We start from the raw sequence: 13571 nt of genomic DNA on the forward strand, positions 1-13571 counted from the left end.
TCAGCCGCCGATGCCGTGGGGCTTGATCCAACCGCTGTAGATGCCGATGACCACCAGCACGATCAGCGCCACCGACACCGCGATGCGGCGGGTGAGGGCATTGACGGTGCGCTTGGTCTGGCCGCGATCGACCAGCAGGTAATACAGCCCGGCGCCCAGATTCCAGACGATGACGATCAGAAACGCGATTACCAGCAGGGTCTTCAACGAATCATTCATGCGCGGCTCGATGGCGTGGCGGGTGCGCCTATATCACCGCGTTTTGCCGGCGTTGTCATGATGCGCAAGCACACACGCCTGATCGGCTGGATCGCCGCGGTGCTCGTCATCCTCGCGTTCTGCCAGTTGGGCCGCTGGCAACTGCAGCGCATGCACGACAAAGAAGCGTTGCTGGCCCAGCAGGTGCCGGCCCGTGCGCAGTCGCTCAGCCTGCGCCAGGCGCTGGCCGCACCGCTGCTGCTGCGCTGGGTGGAAGACCGCGGCCGCTTCCTGCCCGGCACCATCCTGCTCGACAACCAGACCCGCGAAGGCCGCGCCGGCCTCAAGGTGTATCAGCCGTTCCAGAGCGATGACGGCGCACGCGTGCTGGTCGACCTGGGTTGGCTGCCGATGCCGCCGGATCGTGTGATCCCGCCGATCACCCCGCGCACCGACCACACGGCCATCAGCGGCCTGCTGGCGCCGCCGCCGGCCACCGGTCTTGCCCTGGGGCCGGCGCTGTCGCCCGCGCCACAGGCGAACGTATGGCTGGCCAGCCGGATGCCACCCGACGACATGGCCCGCGCGCTGTCACTGCCGACGGGCAGCCTTGCCGCGCGCGTGCTGCGGCTCGATCCGGCGCTGCCAGGCGGTTACCCGCGCGATCTGGAGCTGCTGCCCAATACGCTGCCGCCCAGTCGCCATCTGGGCTACGCCGTGCAATGGTTCGGGCTGGCGTTGACCGTGCTGGTGGTCGCGCTGGTCCTGGAATTCCGTCGCCATCGCCGCCGGCGTGGCACTCCCCGGCGCTGACCGGCTCAACATGAGAAAATGCCGCCCATGAATGCCACTTCCCCGGCCCGGCTGCCGTCCCGTTCACGCGGCCGCTGGACCCTGATCGCGTTGTTCGGCGTGTTCTTCGGCGCCATGGCGCTGGCGGGCGTGCTGCGCTTCTCCGGCTGGCAGCCGACCTCGCACCGCAATACCGGGCAGCTGCTGCAGCCGCCGGCCGATCTGCGCGCGCTGCCGCCCACCCTGGCCGATGGTCAGCCGTACCCGTGGAACCCCAACGATCGCACCTGGCGGATTCTGGTGGCCCCGTCTGCCAGCTGTACCAGCGAGTGCGTCACTTTGTCGCAGGGATTGGGCAAGGTGTGGCAGCTGTTCGGCCATAACGCCGATAATGTCGAGATCCTGTGGCTGGGCACGCCGCCGGCCGAGGTCCAGGGCATGCCCGCACTGCGCGCGCTGCGCGCCCAACCGGACCTGCGTGCCGCTTTGCCCGCCGTGGATGACGCCGCCGGCACGCCTGTGTATGTGATCGATCCCAACGGATTCGTGATCATGCGGTACGCGCCGGGATTCGATATGGCCGGTCTGCGCAAAGACCTGGCCACGCTGCTGAAACTGAAGTGAGTTCCGTTTAGATGAGCCTCTCCGCACGCCCGGTGCTGCACCGCAATTTCCACCGTCTGGCGTGGTTTGCGCTGATCATGACGGCCAGCACGATCATGTTCGGTTCGTTCGTGCGCCTGTCCGATGCCGGCCTGAGCTGCCCGGACTGGCCGACCTGCTATGGCCGTGTCACCTGGCCGCAGCATGCCGAGGAAGTGATCGGGCACGAGGCCGCCAAGATCCGTCCGCTGGAAACGCACAAGGCATGGCGCGAACAGGTGCACCGCTTCCTGGCCGGCGCGCTGGGCATCGAGATCCTCACCCTGGCACTGCTGGCCACGCGCCGCCGTCGCTGGGGCAGCACCGCGGTGATCACCGCCTGTGTGCTGGTGGCGACCGGGATACCGCTGTACATGATGGGCATGCACGTTCCCGCGAGCATCATCGCCTTGATCGGCGAAGCGATCCTGCTGATCGCCGCGTTGCGCTGGACCAACATCGACCTGGCCCGCGCCGCGTTGCTGACGCTGGCGGTGGTGATCTTCCAGGCGCTGCTCGGCATGTGGACGGTCACCTGGCTGCTCAAGCCGATCGTGGTCATGGGCCATCTGCTCGGCGGCATGCTGATGTTCGGCCTGCTGGTGTGGATGGCGTGGCGCGCCACGCACATGCCGATCACCCTGGCCGAAGCGCCGAAGCTGAAGTGGCTGATCCGCGTCGGCGTGGCCGTGCTGGTCGCACAGATCGCCCTCGGCGGCTGGGTCAGCGCCAACTACGCCGCACTCGCCTGCGGTGGCGGCAGCGCCTCGCTGGACAATTTCCCGCGCTGCGTCAGCCAGTGGTGGCCGCCGCATGATTTCAAGGAAGGCTTCACCCTGTGGCGTGGCATCGGCGTGGATTACGAAGGGGGCGTGCTGGATGGTGCTTCGCGCATCGCGATCCAGATGGCGCACCGCGTGATGGCGATCGTGGTCGCCGTCTATCTGCTGTGGCTCTCCGTTCGTCTGTTCCGCCTGCCGAGCATGCGCGGCTGGGCGACCGCACTGGGCCTGCTGGTGGTGCTGCAGATCACCCTGGGCATCCTCAACGTGAAGCTGGCGGTGCCGCTGGAAGTGGCCGTCGCGCACAGCGGTGGCGCGGTGGCGCTGCTGTTCGTGCTGGTGACGCTGCTGGCGCGCCTGCGCGCGCCGGATGCCGAGGGCGGCAAGGCCAGCGCTGCTTCCCCTGCCGTGCAGGCGGGCTGACGGCATGGCCAGCTATCGTCAGTACTGGGATCTGACCAAGCCCAAGGTCGTCGCCCTGATCGTGTTCACCGCGCTGGTGGGCATGTTCCTGGCCATCCCCGGGCTGCCGACCGCGCAACAGGCGCTGGACGGCGCGCTCGGCTTCCTTGGCATCTGGCTGGCGGCCTCGGCCGCCGCGGCGATCAACCAGCTGCTGGACGCGCGCATCGATGCACAGATGGCGCGCACCTCGTGGCGCCCACTGGTGGTGGGCAAGGTCAAGCCGTGGCAGGTGCTGGTGTTCGCCGGCCTGCTGATCGCGCTGTCGATGACGATCCTGGTGGTCTGGGTCAACGTCATCACCGCGGTACTGACCTTCGCCTCGCTGATCGGGTACGCGGTGATCTACACCGTGTACCTCAAGCGCGCGACCTCGCAGAACATCGTCATCGGTGGCCTTGCCGGCGCCACCCCGCCGATGCTCGGCTGGGCCGCGATCACCGGCATGCAGGGCCCGTGGGACTGGGCCTACGCATCGCTGCTGGTGCTGATCATCTTCATCTGGACCCCACCGCACTTCTGGGCGCTGGCGATCTTCCGTCGCGAGGATTACGCCAAGGCGGAGATCCCGATGCTGCCGGTGACCCATGGCGTGGCGTACACCCGCAAGTCGATCATGGTCTATTCGATCGCCCTGGCCATCGTCAGCATCCTGCCGGTCGTGTTCGGCATGAGCGGCATGTTCTATCTCGGCGGCGCGATCGTGCTCAACGCGGTCTTCCTCTGGTACGCCTGGCGCATGCTGAATCCGCCGGATGAGATCTTCTCGATGAAGATGTTCGGCTACTCCATCGTCTACCTGATGGCGCTGTTCGCCTTCCTGATGGTGGACCACTGGATGCTGCCCTGGTTGCAGTAACCGCCTTGAATCGGTGATTCGCCGTCGCCATTGCTTCTCTACCGAACAGGGAGTGACGGTATGAAGCGATGGCGTTGGATGGCAGGGTGGGTGATCGGGTTGGCGTTGGGTGCGGCCAATGCGGCACCGGCACCGGTAGCACCAGTGGAGGACACGGCTGCGCAGATCATCCAGCATGCAGGCGATGCGCGCCTGATCGTCCTCGGCGAGTACCACGGCACCGCTGAAACGCCGCGGCTCGTGGCCGATCTGGTGGAGCGGTACAGCCGCGACAACGCCGCGGTTCAGCTGGGACTGGAGATGCCGATGAGCGAGAACGTCGCGCTCGCGCGCTACCTGCGCTCCAACGGTGATCCTGATGCGCGTGAAGCACTGCGGACCACCCCGTTCTGGTCCGTCAAGGATAACCAGCATGACGGACGGCGAAGCCGCGACATGCTCGACCTGATCGAATCCATTCGATCGCTGCGCGCGCAGGGACGCAATGTGGGCGTCGCCGGCTATGACGTGGAGAGCGGAGCGTCCAACGGCAACGAGGCGCGCGACGCCGCCATGGCCACGCATCTGCACCAGCAGTTCAACGCGCTGCCGCTCGGCGCCCGGATGCTGGTGCTGACCGGCAACGTGCATGCGATGCGCAGCCCGCCCGCAGATGCGCCACCGGAGATGCAGCAGCGCACGATGGCCTCCCACCTGCTGGATCTGCCGCTGTACAGCGTGCGCCTGGAGGCGTTGCGCGGTCATTTCTGGGCCTGCGTGCAGCCTTGCCGCGCGCTGCCGCTGATCGAGCGCGCATCACGTGATCCCGAACTCAGTACCGACCAGGATCGGCAGTACGATCTGGTGGTGTTCCTGCCCGGACTCAGCGTCGGCACGTTGACGGCGCCCTAGGGCTGGCTCTGCGGCCTGCGTGACGAGGCCGCGCAGGCTGCAGTATTGCCGTCTCAGTCCTGCCGGGTGACGGGCGTCGGTTCCACTGGATCACGCGCATACCGCTGCGCGATCATCGCGCAGACGATCAGCTGGATCTGGTGATAGATCATGATCGGCAGCACGATCGCACCGAGGCTGCCCCCGGCGAACAGCACCTTGGCGATGGGCACGCCGGTGGCCAGGCTCTTCTTGGAGCCGCAGAACAGGATGGTGATCTCGTCTTCGCGGTTGAAGCCCAACCGGCGCGCGATGAGGCGGATCAGCGGCATCGCGATGCCGAGCAGTACTGCTGCCACCACGGCCACACTGAGCAGCGACAACAGCGGCGTCTTGCTCCACAGCCCTTCGCTCACCGCTTCGCCGAAGGCGGAATAGACCACCAGCAGGATCGTGCCCTGGTCGGTGTAGCGCAGCAGGGCGCGCTGCTTTTCGACCCAGCGGGCGATCCAGGGCCGCAGCAGGTGGCCGGCCACGAACGGCACCAGCAGCTGCAGCATGATGCTGACGATGGCCTGGCCGGGGTTGTGCATGCCGCCTTCGGTGCCGGCCAGCAGGGCGAGCAGCAGCGGGGTCAGGAACACGCCGAGAATGCTCGACAGCGAGGCGCTGCACACCGCCGCAGGGACGTTGCCGCGGGCGATCGAGGTGAACGCGATCGAGGACTGCACGGTGGACGGCAGCGCGCACAGGAACAGCACGCCGATGTACAGCTCGGGCGTGAGCAGCCAGCCATCCAGCGGTTTGAACATCAGCCCCAGCAGCGGGAACATCACGAACGTGCAGGCCAGGATGGTCAGGTGCAGGCGCCAGTGCAGCAGGCCGGCAACGATGGATTCACGCGGCAGGCGCGCGCCGTGCAGGAAGAACAGCGCGGCGATGGCGACGTCGGTGACATCGTCGAGCACCATCGCGGCGGCGCCGTGCATCGGCAGGAAAGACGCCAGCAGCACGGTGCAGAGCAGGGCGAGGGTGAAGTTGTCCGGTCGCAGGCGCGACCACCAGCGGGTCATGGTGGGCAGGCTCCTGTAGAGCAGGGAAGTGGGCGGGAGAAGAAGAGCGGGGTCAACGCGCGGCGTCCTGCTCCAGCAGGACACGGGTCGGCGCTTCCAGCGAGGTCATGCCGGCCTCGCGGCCGAACTGCAGCGCCTGGTCCACCGAGGCACCGTCACGCGCCTCCAGCACGGCCAGCAATGCACCGGCGCGGTTGCCGGAGGCGCAGTGCAGCAGCACCGGGCCCTGGCTCTGCGCCAAGGCGGTACGCAGCGCCTGCGCGTTGGCGTCGGTCAGGCCGGCGGCACCCGCAACGGGAATGCGCACATAACGCAGGCCCAGGCGCTCGGCCGCGGCGGTTTCATCGAAGCCACGCGCCTCGTCGGGCTGGCGCAGGTCGATCACGGTGGTGATCCCGGCCGCGGCCGCCTGCTGCAGCTCGGCAGCGCTGGGTTGCCCGGCGGTGTACAGCTGCGGCCGTGGCTGTGCGAATGGCAGTTCCGCCGCCCAGGTGGGCAGGCACGGTGCGAACAGCGCGGCCATGACGCCAGCGCGGAGCCAGCGGACGATCGGTGCGGTGGAACGTGCGATGTGGGATGCCACGGCGGCTCCGTCGTCAGAAGCGGAGGGTGCTGCGCGCCTTGAGCAGTTCGCGCAGCTCGTACTTGTCAGTATCGTCCAGACCCTGCTGGCTCTGCTTTGCCTGAAGCTCATCCAGACGTTGCATCAGCAGCTGTTTCTCCAGCTGGGCCACGGCGTCATGCAGTTCCTGGGTCCACATCGCCTCGTCGCCGGGCAGGGTCTGTGCGGCCAGCTTGTGCAGCGCGTCCTGTTCCTCGCGCCCGTCGAAGTGCTCCAGCAGCGCGCCGGTGCTGATGTCCGGGCGCTGCTCGACCAGGGTCAGCAGTTCGGTCAGCAGTTCGATGCCGGGCAGGCGCAGGCCGGTGAAGTGGTGGCCTTCCAGGGTCATCGCCAGCGAGGGCTGCTGCAGCAGGATCGCGATGGCCGCGCGCACCAGGCTGCGGCGCTGTGCCGGTGCGACCGCGCGCTGTGGCGGCCGCGAAGGAGCCGCGGATGCGCTGAGCTTGGCACCCAGGCCGGTCAGCGTGGTCAGCTGCTGCTTCATCAGGTCGCCGAAGGCGCCATCGGGAATCTGCGCCAGCATCGGCTTGGCCCGTTCGGCCAGGCGTGCCTTGCCGTCGAGCGTGCCCATGTTGACCTCACGGGTGAGCTCATCGAAGAAGAACTGCGACAGCGGCGTGGCCTGCTGCAGGCGTGCATCGAAGCCCTCGCGGCCTTCCTTGCGCACGATCGTGTCCGGGTCCTCGCCGTCGGGCAGGAACAGGAAGAATGCCTGGCGGCCGTCCTTCATGCGCGGCAGCACCGACTCCAGCGCACGCCAGCCGGCGCGACGGCCGGCGGCATCGCCATCGAAGCAGAAGAACACGTCCGGCGCGTTGCGGAACAGCAGCTCGGCGTGGTCCGGCGTGGTCGCCGTGCCCAGCGTGGCCACTGCCTGGGTAACCCCGAACTGGAACAGCGAGACCACGTCCATGTAGCCCTCGACGACGATCAGCCGCTCGATCTTCTGGTTGGCCTGGCGTACCTGCCACAGGCCGTACAGCTCGCGGCCCTTGTGGAACAGCGCGGTCTCGGGCGAGTTGAGGTACTTCGGGCCGTCGTCCTTCTCCATCACGCGGCCGCCGTAGGCGATCACGCGGCCACGGCGGTCGAAGATCGGGAACATGACGCGGTCGCGGAACTTGTCGTAGACGTGGCCGCGGTCGTTCTTGGAGAACAGGCCGGCGCGGTCGAGCAGCTTCATCCGGCGCTCGTCCTTGCCCAGTGCATCCTTCAACGCGCTGTAGCCGTCCGGTGCGTACCCGATGGCGAAGCGCTCACGGTTTTCTTCATCGACACCGCGCTGGTCCAGGTAGGCGCGCGCCTTGTCGCTGCCCTTCAGCGCGGTCTGGAAGAAGCGCGTGGCCGCGTCCAGGGCCGAGTACAGATCGCGGCTGTCGTCCTGCTGCTGGGCGGTGCGCGGCTGGGTATCGCGCGGCACTTCCATGCCCACGCGCTTGGCCAGCTCATCGACCGCGTCGAGAAACTCGAGGCGGTCGTAATTCATCAGGAAGCTGATCGCCGTGCCATGCGCGCCGCACCCGAAGCAGTGATAGAACTGCTTGGTCGGCGAGACCGTGAACGAGGCCGAGCGCTCGTCATGGAACGGGCACCGTGCGGCGTATTCCTTGCCTTGGCGCTTCAACGGCACGCGGCTGCCCACCACCTCGACAATGTCGGAGCGGGCCAGCAGATCGTCGATGAATGCGTCGGGGATACGGGCCATGGGCAGCAGGCGGGGGCATGGCCGGTCACGGCCACGCGCGGAAGCGGGGGTGCCGCTAGTCTACTAGCTGCCGGCCGTTTCGCCCGGTTTCGGCGGCGCGACACCGGCCTGGGCGAGGACGGCATGGGCGCGCAGGCGCTCATCGATCACCGAGGTCATCAGTGCACCAACGAAGAACACCACGGTGGCGTAGTAGATCCACACCAGCGAGATCACCAGGGCGCCCATCGAGCCATACGCGCTGCCCGGTGCGACGGTGGCGATGTACAGGCCGATGCCATAACGGCCCAGCGCGAACAACGCCGAGGTGATCGCACCGCCGATGAAGGCCTGTCGCCACGCCACGCGGCGGTCGGGCAGGTAGTGGTAGAGGAAGGCGAAGCCCACCGTGTACAGCGCCAGGCTGGTGAGATAGCCGATCGCCGGCAGGACCGAGGGCAGGTGCGCGAAGACCACCTGCAGCATGGTGGTGGCGGTCATCGACAGGATCAGCAGGAAGCCCAGCGCCAGGACCACGCCGAAGGAGAACACGCGCTTGCGCAGCCACGCCACGATCCCATCCAGGCGCTCGCCGCTGGTGTTGAAGATCAGGTTCAGGGCGTTCTGCAGCTGGGCGAACACCGCCGTGGCGCCGATGAACAGCAACAAGGTGCTCCAGACCCCCGCCAGCGTGCCGATGTCCGGCTGGTTGTTGGCGTTGCTGAGCACGGTTTCGGCCACCGAGGCGGCACTGGTGCCGGCCACATCGTTGATCTGGCCCAGCAGCGCCTGCTGCGCCGGGGGATACAGCGAGGCCGTCAGCCACAGCAGCAGGACCAGCAGCGGCGCCATCGAGAGCAGGGCATAGAAGGCCAGCGCGGCGGCCTGGGTCATCACGTCCGCATCGATGAAACGGCGCACCAGTACGGCGGGAAAGCTCTTCTCCAGCCGCGCCATGTGCTTGCGGACCTTGGACAGGGAGGGGCTCGGTTGGTGCATGGACGGCGTCGGGTCGGGAGCGAGGCCCCTGTTCTAGCAAATGGCCGGGGTGCGCCGGGTGAAGCGGTCCGGTCACGGCGTGACCTTGACGGATATCGCGCTATCCTTTTTCCCGGTTTTCCACCTTCACAGCAGAAAGGACGCTTCATGAAAGGAATGGTCTACACGACGATGGCGCTGTTGGCGGCCGCAGGTCCGGCGATGGCCGCCGGGGCCTGCGACAAGGCCTTCAAGACGGTAGGGGACGCGCGCAACGGTGCGCTTTACATGGCCGATGTCACCGTACCGGGCCTGAAGGTGCAGAGCGCGCTGGACCAGTTGCGCAAGATTGGCGGCGATGACGAATTCGAAGTCGCTGGTCAGCTGGTGCAGGGCGATACCGGCGACCAGTACCTGATCCAGCGCAAAGGGCTGCGCACCCCGCTGGTACTGGTGGGCACCGCCGACCGTACCGGTCGGGTCACCCTGGCGACCAAGCTGGCCCGGGGCCAGTCGGTCGAGCCGGCGGCGGCCAAGCAGTCGATGTGCGGGATGCTGGACAAGCTCAAGGCGGGCAGCCAGGGCGACGCGGTTGCTGCAGCGGGACGCACCCAGTACCCCATGCCGGCCATGGAGGCCGTGGCGGCCCCGGATCTGTCCAAGATGATGGGCAAGGAAGTCAAAGACACGATGGCCCTGTACCGCAGTGCCGGTGCCTTCAAGGACCTGATGCTGGGTACCACCACCAACAAGGAAGACAAGGGCGACCGTTCGGCCACGTTCCTGCCGCTATACGCCAAGTATGTGGGGCGGCGCTACCAGATCGACGGCCAGATCTATACCGTCAATCCCAACACGTACTCGACCAAGCCTGGTGACATCGGCTCGATCAACTATCTGGTCACGCCAACCCGCGGCCTGCTGCGCGTCCGCCAGAGCGACAGCTACAACAACAACAACTACACCATCCGCTGCGAATTCGCGTCCGACCAGGCCGCCAACTTCACCATGCTGCGCGAGCGCGACTGGGCCAAGCTGGAAGGCGAGATCAGTTCGATCGAGGAAAGCTCGATGACACTGCGCAATTGCCGCCAGGCCTCCTGACAGCGGACCTGCTGAAACTGAAAAGGCCCGCGAAATGCGGGCCTTTTCATAGGCGGCGTGGCGGCGGGATCAGCCGGCCAGCTGCTGCTTGACCAGCTTGGACACCAGGCCCATGTCGGCCTGGCCGGCCAGACGCGGCTTGAGCGCGCCCATCAGCTTGCCGATGTCGGCGGGGGTGGTCGCGCCGGTTTCGGCGATGGCGGCCTGGATGGCGGCCACGATCTCGGCTACGCCCAGCTTGGCCGGCAGGTACTGGTCGATGACCACGATTTCCTCGCGCTCGATCACGGCCAGGTCTTCGCGACCGGCGGCCTCGAACTGGGTGACCGAGTCCTTGCGCTGCTTGACCATCTTTTCCAGCACGGCGAGCACGGCGGCGTCGTCCAGCTCGATGCGCTCATCGACTTCGCGCTGCTTGATCGCGGCGTTCATCAGGCGGATCACGCCCAGGCGGTGCTTCTCGCCGGCCTTCATGGCGGCCTTCATGTCATCGGTGAGCTGCTGCTTCAGGCTCATGGGAACACCTCGTGTCGGTGGAAATGGGAAGCGGGGCGCCGAAGCGCTGGAACGCAAAAAGCCGGTAACGCTCGCGCGTTCCGGCTTCGGCTCCGTCACGACAGGCCAGGGCCCGCCGTATCGAAGTTGCGTCCGATCAGTACAGGCGCTGACGCTTGGTAACGTCGCGCGACGAACGGCGCAGCTGACGCTTCACAGCAGCGGCAGCCTTACGCTTACGCTCCTGGGTCGGCTTTTCATAGAACTCGCGCTTGCGGGTTTCGGCCAGCACGCCGGCCTTTTCGCAGGTGCGCTTGAAGCGACGGAGCGCAAACTCGAAGGGCTCGTTCTCGCGGACTTTAACGCTGGGCATGGAATCTCCGGGACACAGTAGAACCGGGTCACGCCCGGTGAGAGCCGCACATTATAGCGGCGAGAAAAGAAGTTGCAACCCACCCCGGCGAACTTCTTGGCCACGGGTGATGCTGAGACAGGCCAGCGTACGTCTGCCGGGGCCTGAAGAGGTCCATAATACCCGTTATGCGAGTCCTTGGTATCGAATCTTCGTGCGATGAGACCGGCGTGGCGGTGTATGACACCTCCCTGTCCGGGATCGACGCCCTGCGCGCCCACGCGGTCTACAGCCAGATCGCCCTTCACGCCGAGTACGGCGGGGTGGTGCCCGAGCTGGCCAGCCGCGACCACGTGCGCAAGCTGCTGCCGCTGATCCGCCAGACCCTGGCCGAAGCCGGCATGACCGTGGCCGACATCGACGGGGTGGCCTACACGGCCGGGCCCGGCCTGGTCGGCGCGCTGCTGGTCGGGGCGGGCGTGGCCCGTTCGCTGGCCTGGGCGCTGGAGGTGCCGGCGGTCGGGGTCCACCATATGGAAGGGCATCTGCTGGCCCCGCTGATGGAAGACGACCCGCCGCAGGCGCCGTTCGTGGCCCTGCTGGTGTCCGGCGGGCATACCCAGCTGGTGGCGGTGGACCGGATCGGCCAGTACCGCCTGCTCGGCGAAACCCTGGACGACGCCGCCGGCGAGGCCTTCGACAAGACCGCCAAGCTGATGGGCCTGCCGTACCCCGGTGGCCCGCAGTTGGCGGCCCTGGCCGAGCGCGGCACGCCGGGCCGGTTCAAGTTCACCCGGCCGATGACCGACCGCCCCGGGCTGGATTTCAGCTTCTCCGGGTTGAAGACCCAGGTCCTGCTGGCCTGGCGCGACAGCGACCAGAGCGAGCAGACCCGCGCCGACATCGCGCGCGGTTTTGAAGATGCCGTGGTCGACACCCTGGCGATCAAGTGCGAACGCGCGCTGGATGCGGCGGGCACCGATGTGATCGTGGTGGCTGGCGGCGTCGGGGCCAACAAGCGCCTGCGCGCAAAGCTGCAGCAGATGGCCGCCCGCCGCGGTGGCCGCGCCTGCTTCCCGCGCCCGGCGCTGTGCACCGACAACGGCGCGATGATCGCCTTCGCCGGCGCCCTGCGTCTGGAAGCGGGCCAGCACACCCCGCCGCAGGTGCAGGTCACCCCACGTTGGGACATGGCGACGCTGCCGGCGGTGTGAGGTTGACCGAACGTCGGCAACGACTCAGACCGGCCTCCGCTTCAGCAATGATGTCACCGACTCATGCCGGTTCATCCACCGCTCGATATGGGCGCAGCGCATCTGGACGATTCGTCCAATCGTGGCCAGATCCAGCGCAAGGTCACGCGCGAAGATCGGTTCGTGATGCGCAATCCGGTTGCGCAGCTGCCTCACCTGTTCGAGGTTGCCGTGCAGCTGCGCGCGCACAAGGTGCCCGGGTACGTCCGGATCCGCGCCTGGAAGGACGCGCCTCAGGGTCTTGGACCATAGCGTCCTGTCGAATCGTTGGGTAAACAGGTGCTGCCAGAACGCGAATCTCAACGAGGCGATAACGCCCGCCGTTGACGTGTGCTTCGACGCTGCGCGGCGCAACTCTTCGCGCGCGTTGTAGCGCGCTGTGCCGCCGGGAAGACTGGTACGGAACCCTTCCTGCCATGGCCAGAGTGCACCATGCTGCTGGGCTACCGCTTCAGCCACCGCATTGCGGATGACGACCTCGCAGGTATGGAGCGGCAGTAAAAACGCGCCGCTGACCCTCATGTTCCATCGATACAGCTCGAATGGATGGGTGCGAAGTCGGGCGTGTGCGACGGCTCCTTCATACGTTGTCATGCGTGCTGCGGAGAACGAGCGGTGAATCAGGTGCTGATCGCGCACGTCAGAGCTTTGCGGGGTCCATGGGCCTCCACCGTAGAGGGTGGCTGTCGCGCGCGGTATCAGGGAAGTCGGTCAGTCGTGGCAGGTTTGATCTATCGAAAACACTTATCGGATCAATGATCTACCGAGTTCCAAGGGGCCTGAGCACTACGTCATAAATCCGGATTCAGACCGTTGACCCTATTTGGCAACACCGGTACCGTTGCCGCGTGTGCCACCGGGATCAGCTGATGGGTATGCCCATCTCCCCCGGGGACAGTGGTGGTAAGCAAAGGGTCCCGCGCGGGACCCTTTGTCTTTTCCGGCACCGGCGCGGACGCCCGCCAACGCCCGATTCCCGGCACATTCCGGACAGCCCCGTTACCATGGTCGCCATCTTCCACGTGGCATGGCTATGGACAAGGTATTCATCGAGGGGCTCGAGATCGATGCGCTGATCGGGATCTACGACTGGGAACGGCGGATCCGCCAGACCCTGCGTTTCGATCTGGAAATGGGCTTCGACAACCGCCGTCCGGCGGCCAGCGACGACATCGCCGATACCCTCAATTACAAAGCCGTGAGCAAGCGCATCGAGCAGTTCGTGCGTGACTCGGACTATGGCCTGGTCGAAACCCTGGCCGAACGCATCGCCGAGATCGTGCTGCGTGAATTCAAGGTGCAATGGCTGCGCCTGAAGCTCAGCAAGCCCGGCGCGGTGCGCGGTGCGCGCGCCGTGGGCGTGATCATCGAGCGCAGCGCGCAGGACCTGGCAACGCCCTGATAC

Annotated in this window: 16 protein-coding genes; 8 read left to right on the forward strand and 8 right to left on the reverse strand. The window is 66.7% G+C overall.

The annotated features are described in order from the left end of the window. On the reverse strand, positions 1–219 hold the full coding sequence (locus C0R07_RS10955; protein WP_019185993.1) for a twin transmembrane helix small protein: 219 nt from the start codon (positions 217–219) through the stop codon (positions 1–3). A gap of 57 nt (positions 220–276) precedes the next feature. Here C0R07_RS10955 and C0R07_RS10960 point away from each other — a divergent pair, with 57 nt between their 5' ends. From C0R07_RS10960 to C0R07_RS10980, 5 genes are read left to right on the forward strand one after another with little or no spacing between them, the layout of a single operon-like run. Further along, positions 277–1011 (forward strand): SURF1 family protein, encoded by a 735-nt coding sequence (locus tag C0R07_RS10960; RefSeq protein WP_102788906.1) that lies wholly within the window; start codon positions 277–279, stop codon positions 1009–1011. A 27-nt stretch (positions 1012–1038) separates the two neighbouring features. Next, the gene (locus tag C0R07_RS10965) at positions 1039–1614 is read left to right on the forward strand and encodes a hypothetical protein (RefSeq protein WP_102788907.1); all 576 of its coding nucleotides are present in this window, start codon (positions 1039–1041) and stop codon (positions 1612–1614) included. An 11-nt stretch (positions 1615–1625) separates the two neighbouring features. Next, positions 1626–2837 (forward strand): COX15/CtaA family protein, encoded by a 1212-nt coding sequence (locus tag C0R07_RS10970; RefSeq protein ID WP_102788908.1) that lies wholly within the window; start codon positions 1626–1628, stop codon positions 2835–2837. A 4-nt stretch (positions 2838–2841) separates the two neighbouring features. Continuing rightward, positions 2842–3735, forward strand: a complete 894-nt coding sequence (gene cyoE, locus C0R07_RS10975; protein WP_046272851.1) for a heme o synthase — start codon at positions 2842–2844, stop codon at positions 3733–3735. A gap of 60 nt (positions 3736–3795) precedes the next feature. Further along, positions 3796–4626 (forward strand): calcium-binding protein, encoded by an 831-nt coding sequence (locus C0R07_RS10980; RefSeq protein WP_254427821.1) that lies wholly within the window; start codon positions 3796–3798, stop codon positions 4624–4626. Positions 4627–4679: 53 nt separating this feature from the next. On the opposite strand, the gene C0R07_RS10985 is transcribed toward C0R07_RS10980, so the two are convergent. From C0R07_RS10985 to C0R07_RS11000, 4 genes are all read right to left on the reverse strand, one after another. Beyond that, on the reverse strand, positions 4680–5678 hold the full coding sequence (locus C0R07_RS10985) for a bile acid:sodium symporter family protein (RefSeq protein WP_102788910.1): 999 nt from the start codon (positions 5676–5678) through the stop codon (positions 4680–4682). A gap of 52 nt (positions 5679–5730) precedes the next feature. Next, positions 5731–6201, reverse strand: a complete 471-nt coding sequence (locus C0R07_RS10990) for a beta-lactamase hydrolase domain-containing protein (RefSeq protein ID WP_026070218.1) — start codon at positions 6199–6201, stop codon at positions 5731–5733. Between the two features lie 73 nt (positions 6202–6274). Further along, on the reverse strand, positions 6275–8005 hold the full coding sequence (gene dnaG / locus C0R07_RS10995; protein ID WP_102788911.1) for a DNA primase: 1731 nt from the start codon (positions 8003–8005) through the stop codon (positions 6275–6277). Positions 8006–8068: 63 nt separating this feature from the next. Beyond that, on the reverse strand, positions 8069–8983 hold the full coding sequence (locus C0R07_RS11000; RefSeq protein WP_019185984.1) for a YihY/virulence factor BrkB family protein: 915 nt from the start codon (positions 8981–8983) through the stop codon (positions 8069–8071). Positions 8984–9130: 147 nt separating this feature from the next. Here C0R07_RS11000 and C0R07_RS11005 point away from each other — a divergent pair, with 147 nt between their 5' ends. Then, entirely contained in the window at positions 9131–10066 is a 936-nt protein-coding gene (locus C0R07_RS11005; RefSeq protein ID WP_235318883.1) for a hypothetical protein, read from the forward strand. A 69-nt stretch (positions 10067–10135) separates the two neighbouring features. On the opposite strand, the gene C0R07_RS11010 is transcribed toward C0R07_RS11005, so the two are convergent. Beyond that, positions 10136–10582, reverse strand: a complete 447-nt coding sequence (locus C0R07_RS11010; protein WP_102788912.1) for a GatB/YqeY domain-containing protein — start codon at positions 10580–10582, stop codon at positions 10136–10138. A gap of 136 nt (positions 10583–10718) precedes the next feature. Continuing rightward, a complete protein-coding gene (gene rpsU / locus C0R07_RS11015) occupies positions 10719–10934 on the reverse strand; it encodes a 30S ribosomal protein S21 (protein ID WP_002808376.1) in 216 nt (71 codons plus the stop codon). Between the two features lie 167 nt (positions 10935–11101). Between rpsU and tsaD the strand changes: the two genes are divergently transcribed. After that, a complete protein-coding gene (gene tsaD, locus C0R07_RS11020) occupies positions 11102–12127 on the forward strand; it encodes a tRNA (adenosine(37)-N6)-threonylcarbamoyltransferase complex transferase subunit TsaD (RefSeq protein WP_070471538.1) in 1026 nt (341 codons plus the stop codon). A gap of 24 nt (positions 12128–12151) precedes the next feature. Here tsaD and C0R07_RS11025 read toward each other — a convergent pair whose 3' ends face one another. Continuing rightward, complete coding sequence (locus tag C0R07_RS11025; protein ID WP_167390360.1) at positions 12152–12805, reverse strand: hypothetical protein; 654 nt, start codon at positions 12803–12805, stop codon at positions 12152–12154. Positions 12806–13199: 394 nt separating this feature from the next. Here C0R07_RS11025 and folB point away from each other — a divergent pair, with 394 nt between their 5' ends. Next, positions 13200–13568: a dihydroneopterin aldolase gene (folB, locus tag C0R07_RS11030; RefSeq protein WP_019185979.1), complete on the forward strand. Its 369-nt coding sequence runs from the start codon at positions 13200–13202 to the stop codon at positions 13566–13568. Positions 13569–13571: the final 3 nt, after the last annotated feature.

Source organism: Stenotrophomonas bentonitica (assembly GCF_002887735.1).
GTDB classification, from domain to species: domain Bacteria; phylum Pseudomonadota; class Gammaproteobacteria; order Xanthomonadales; family Xanthomonadaceae; genus Stenotrophomonas; species Stenotrophomonas bentonitica_A.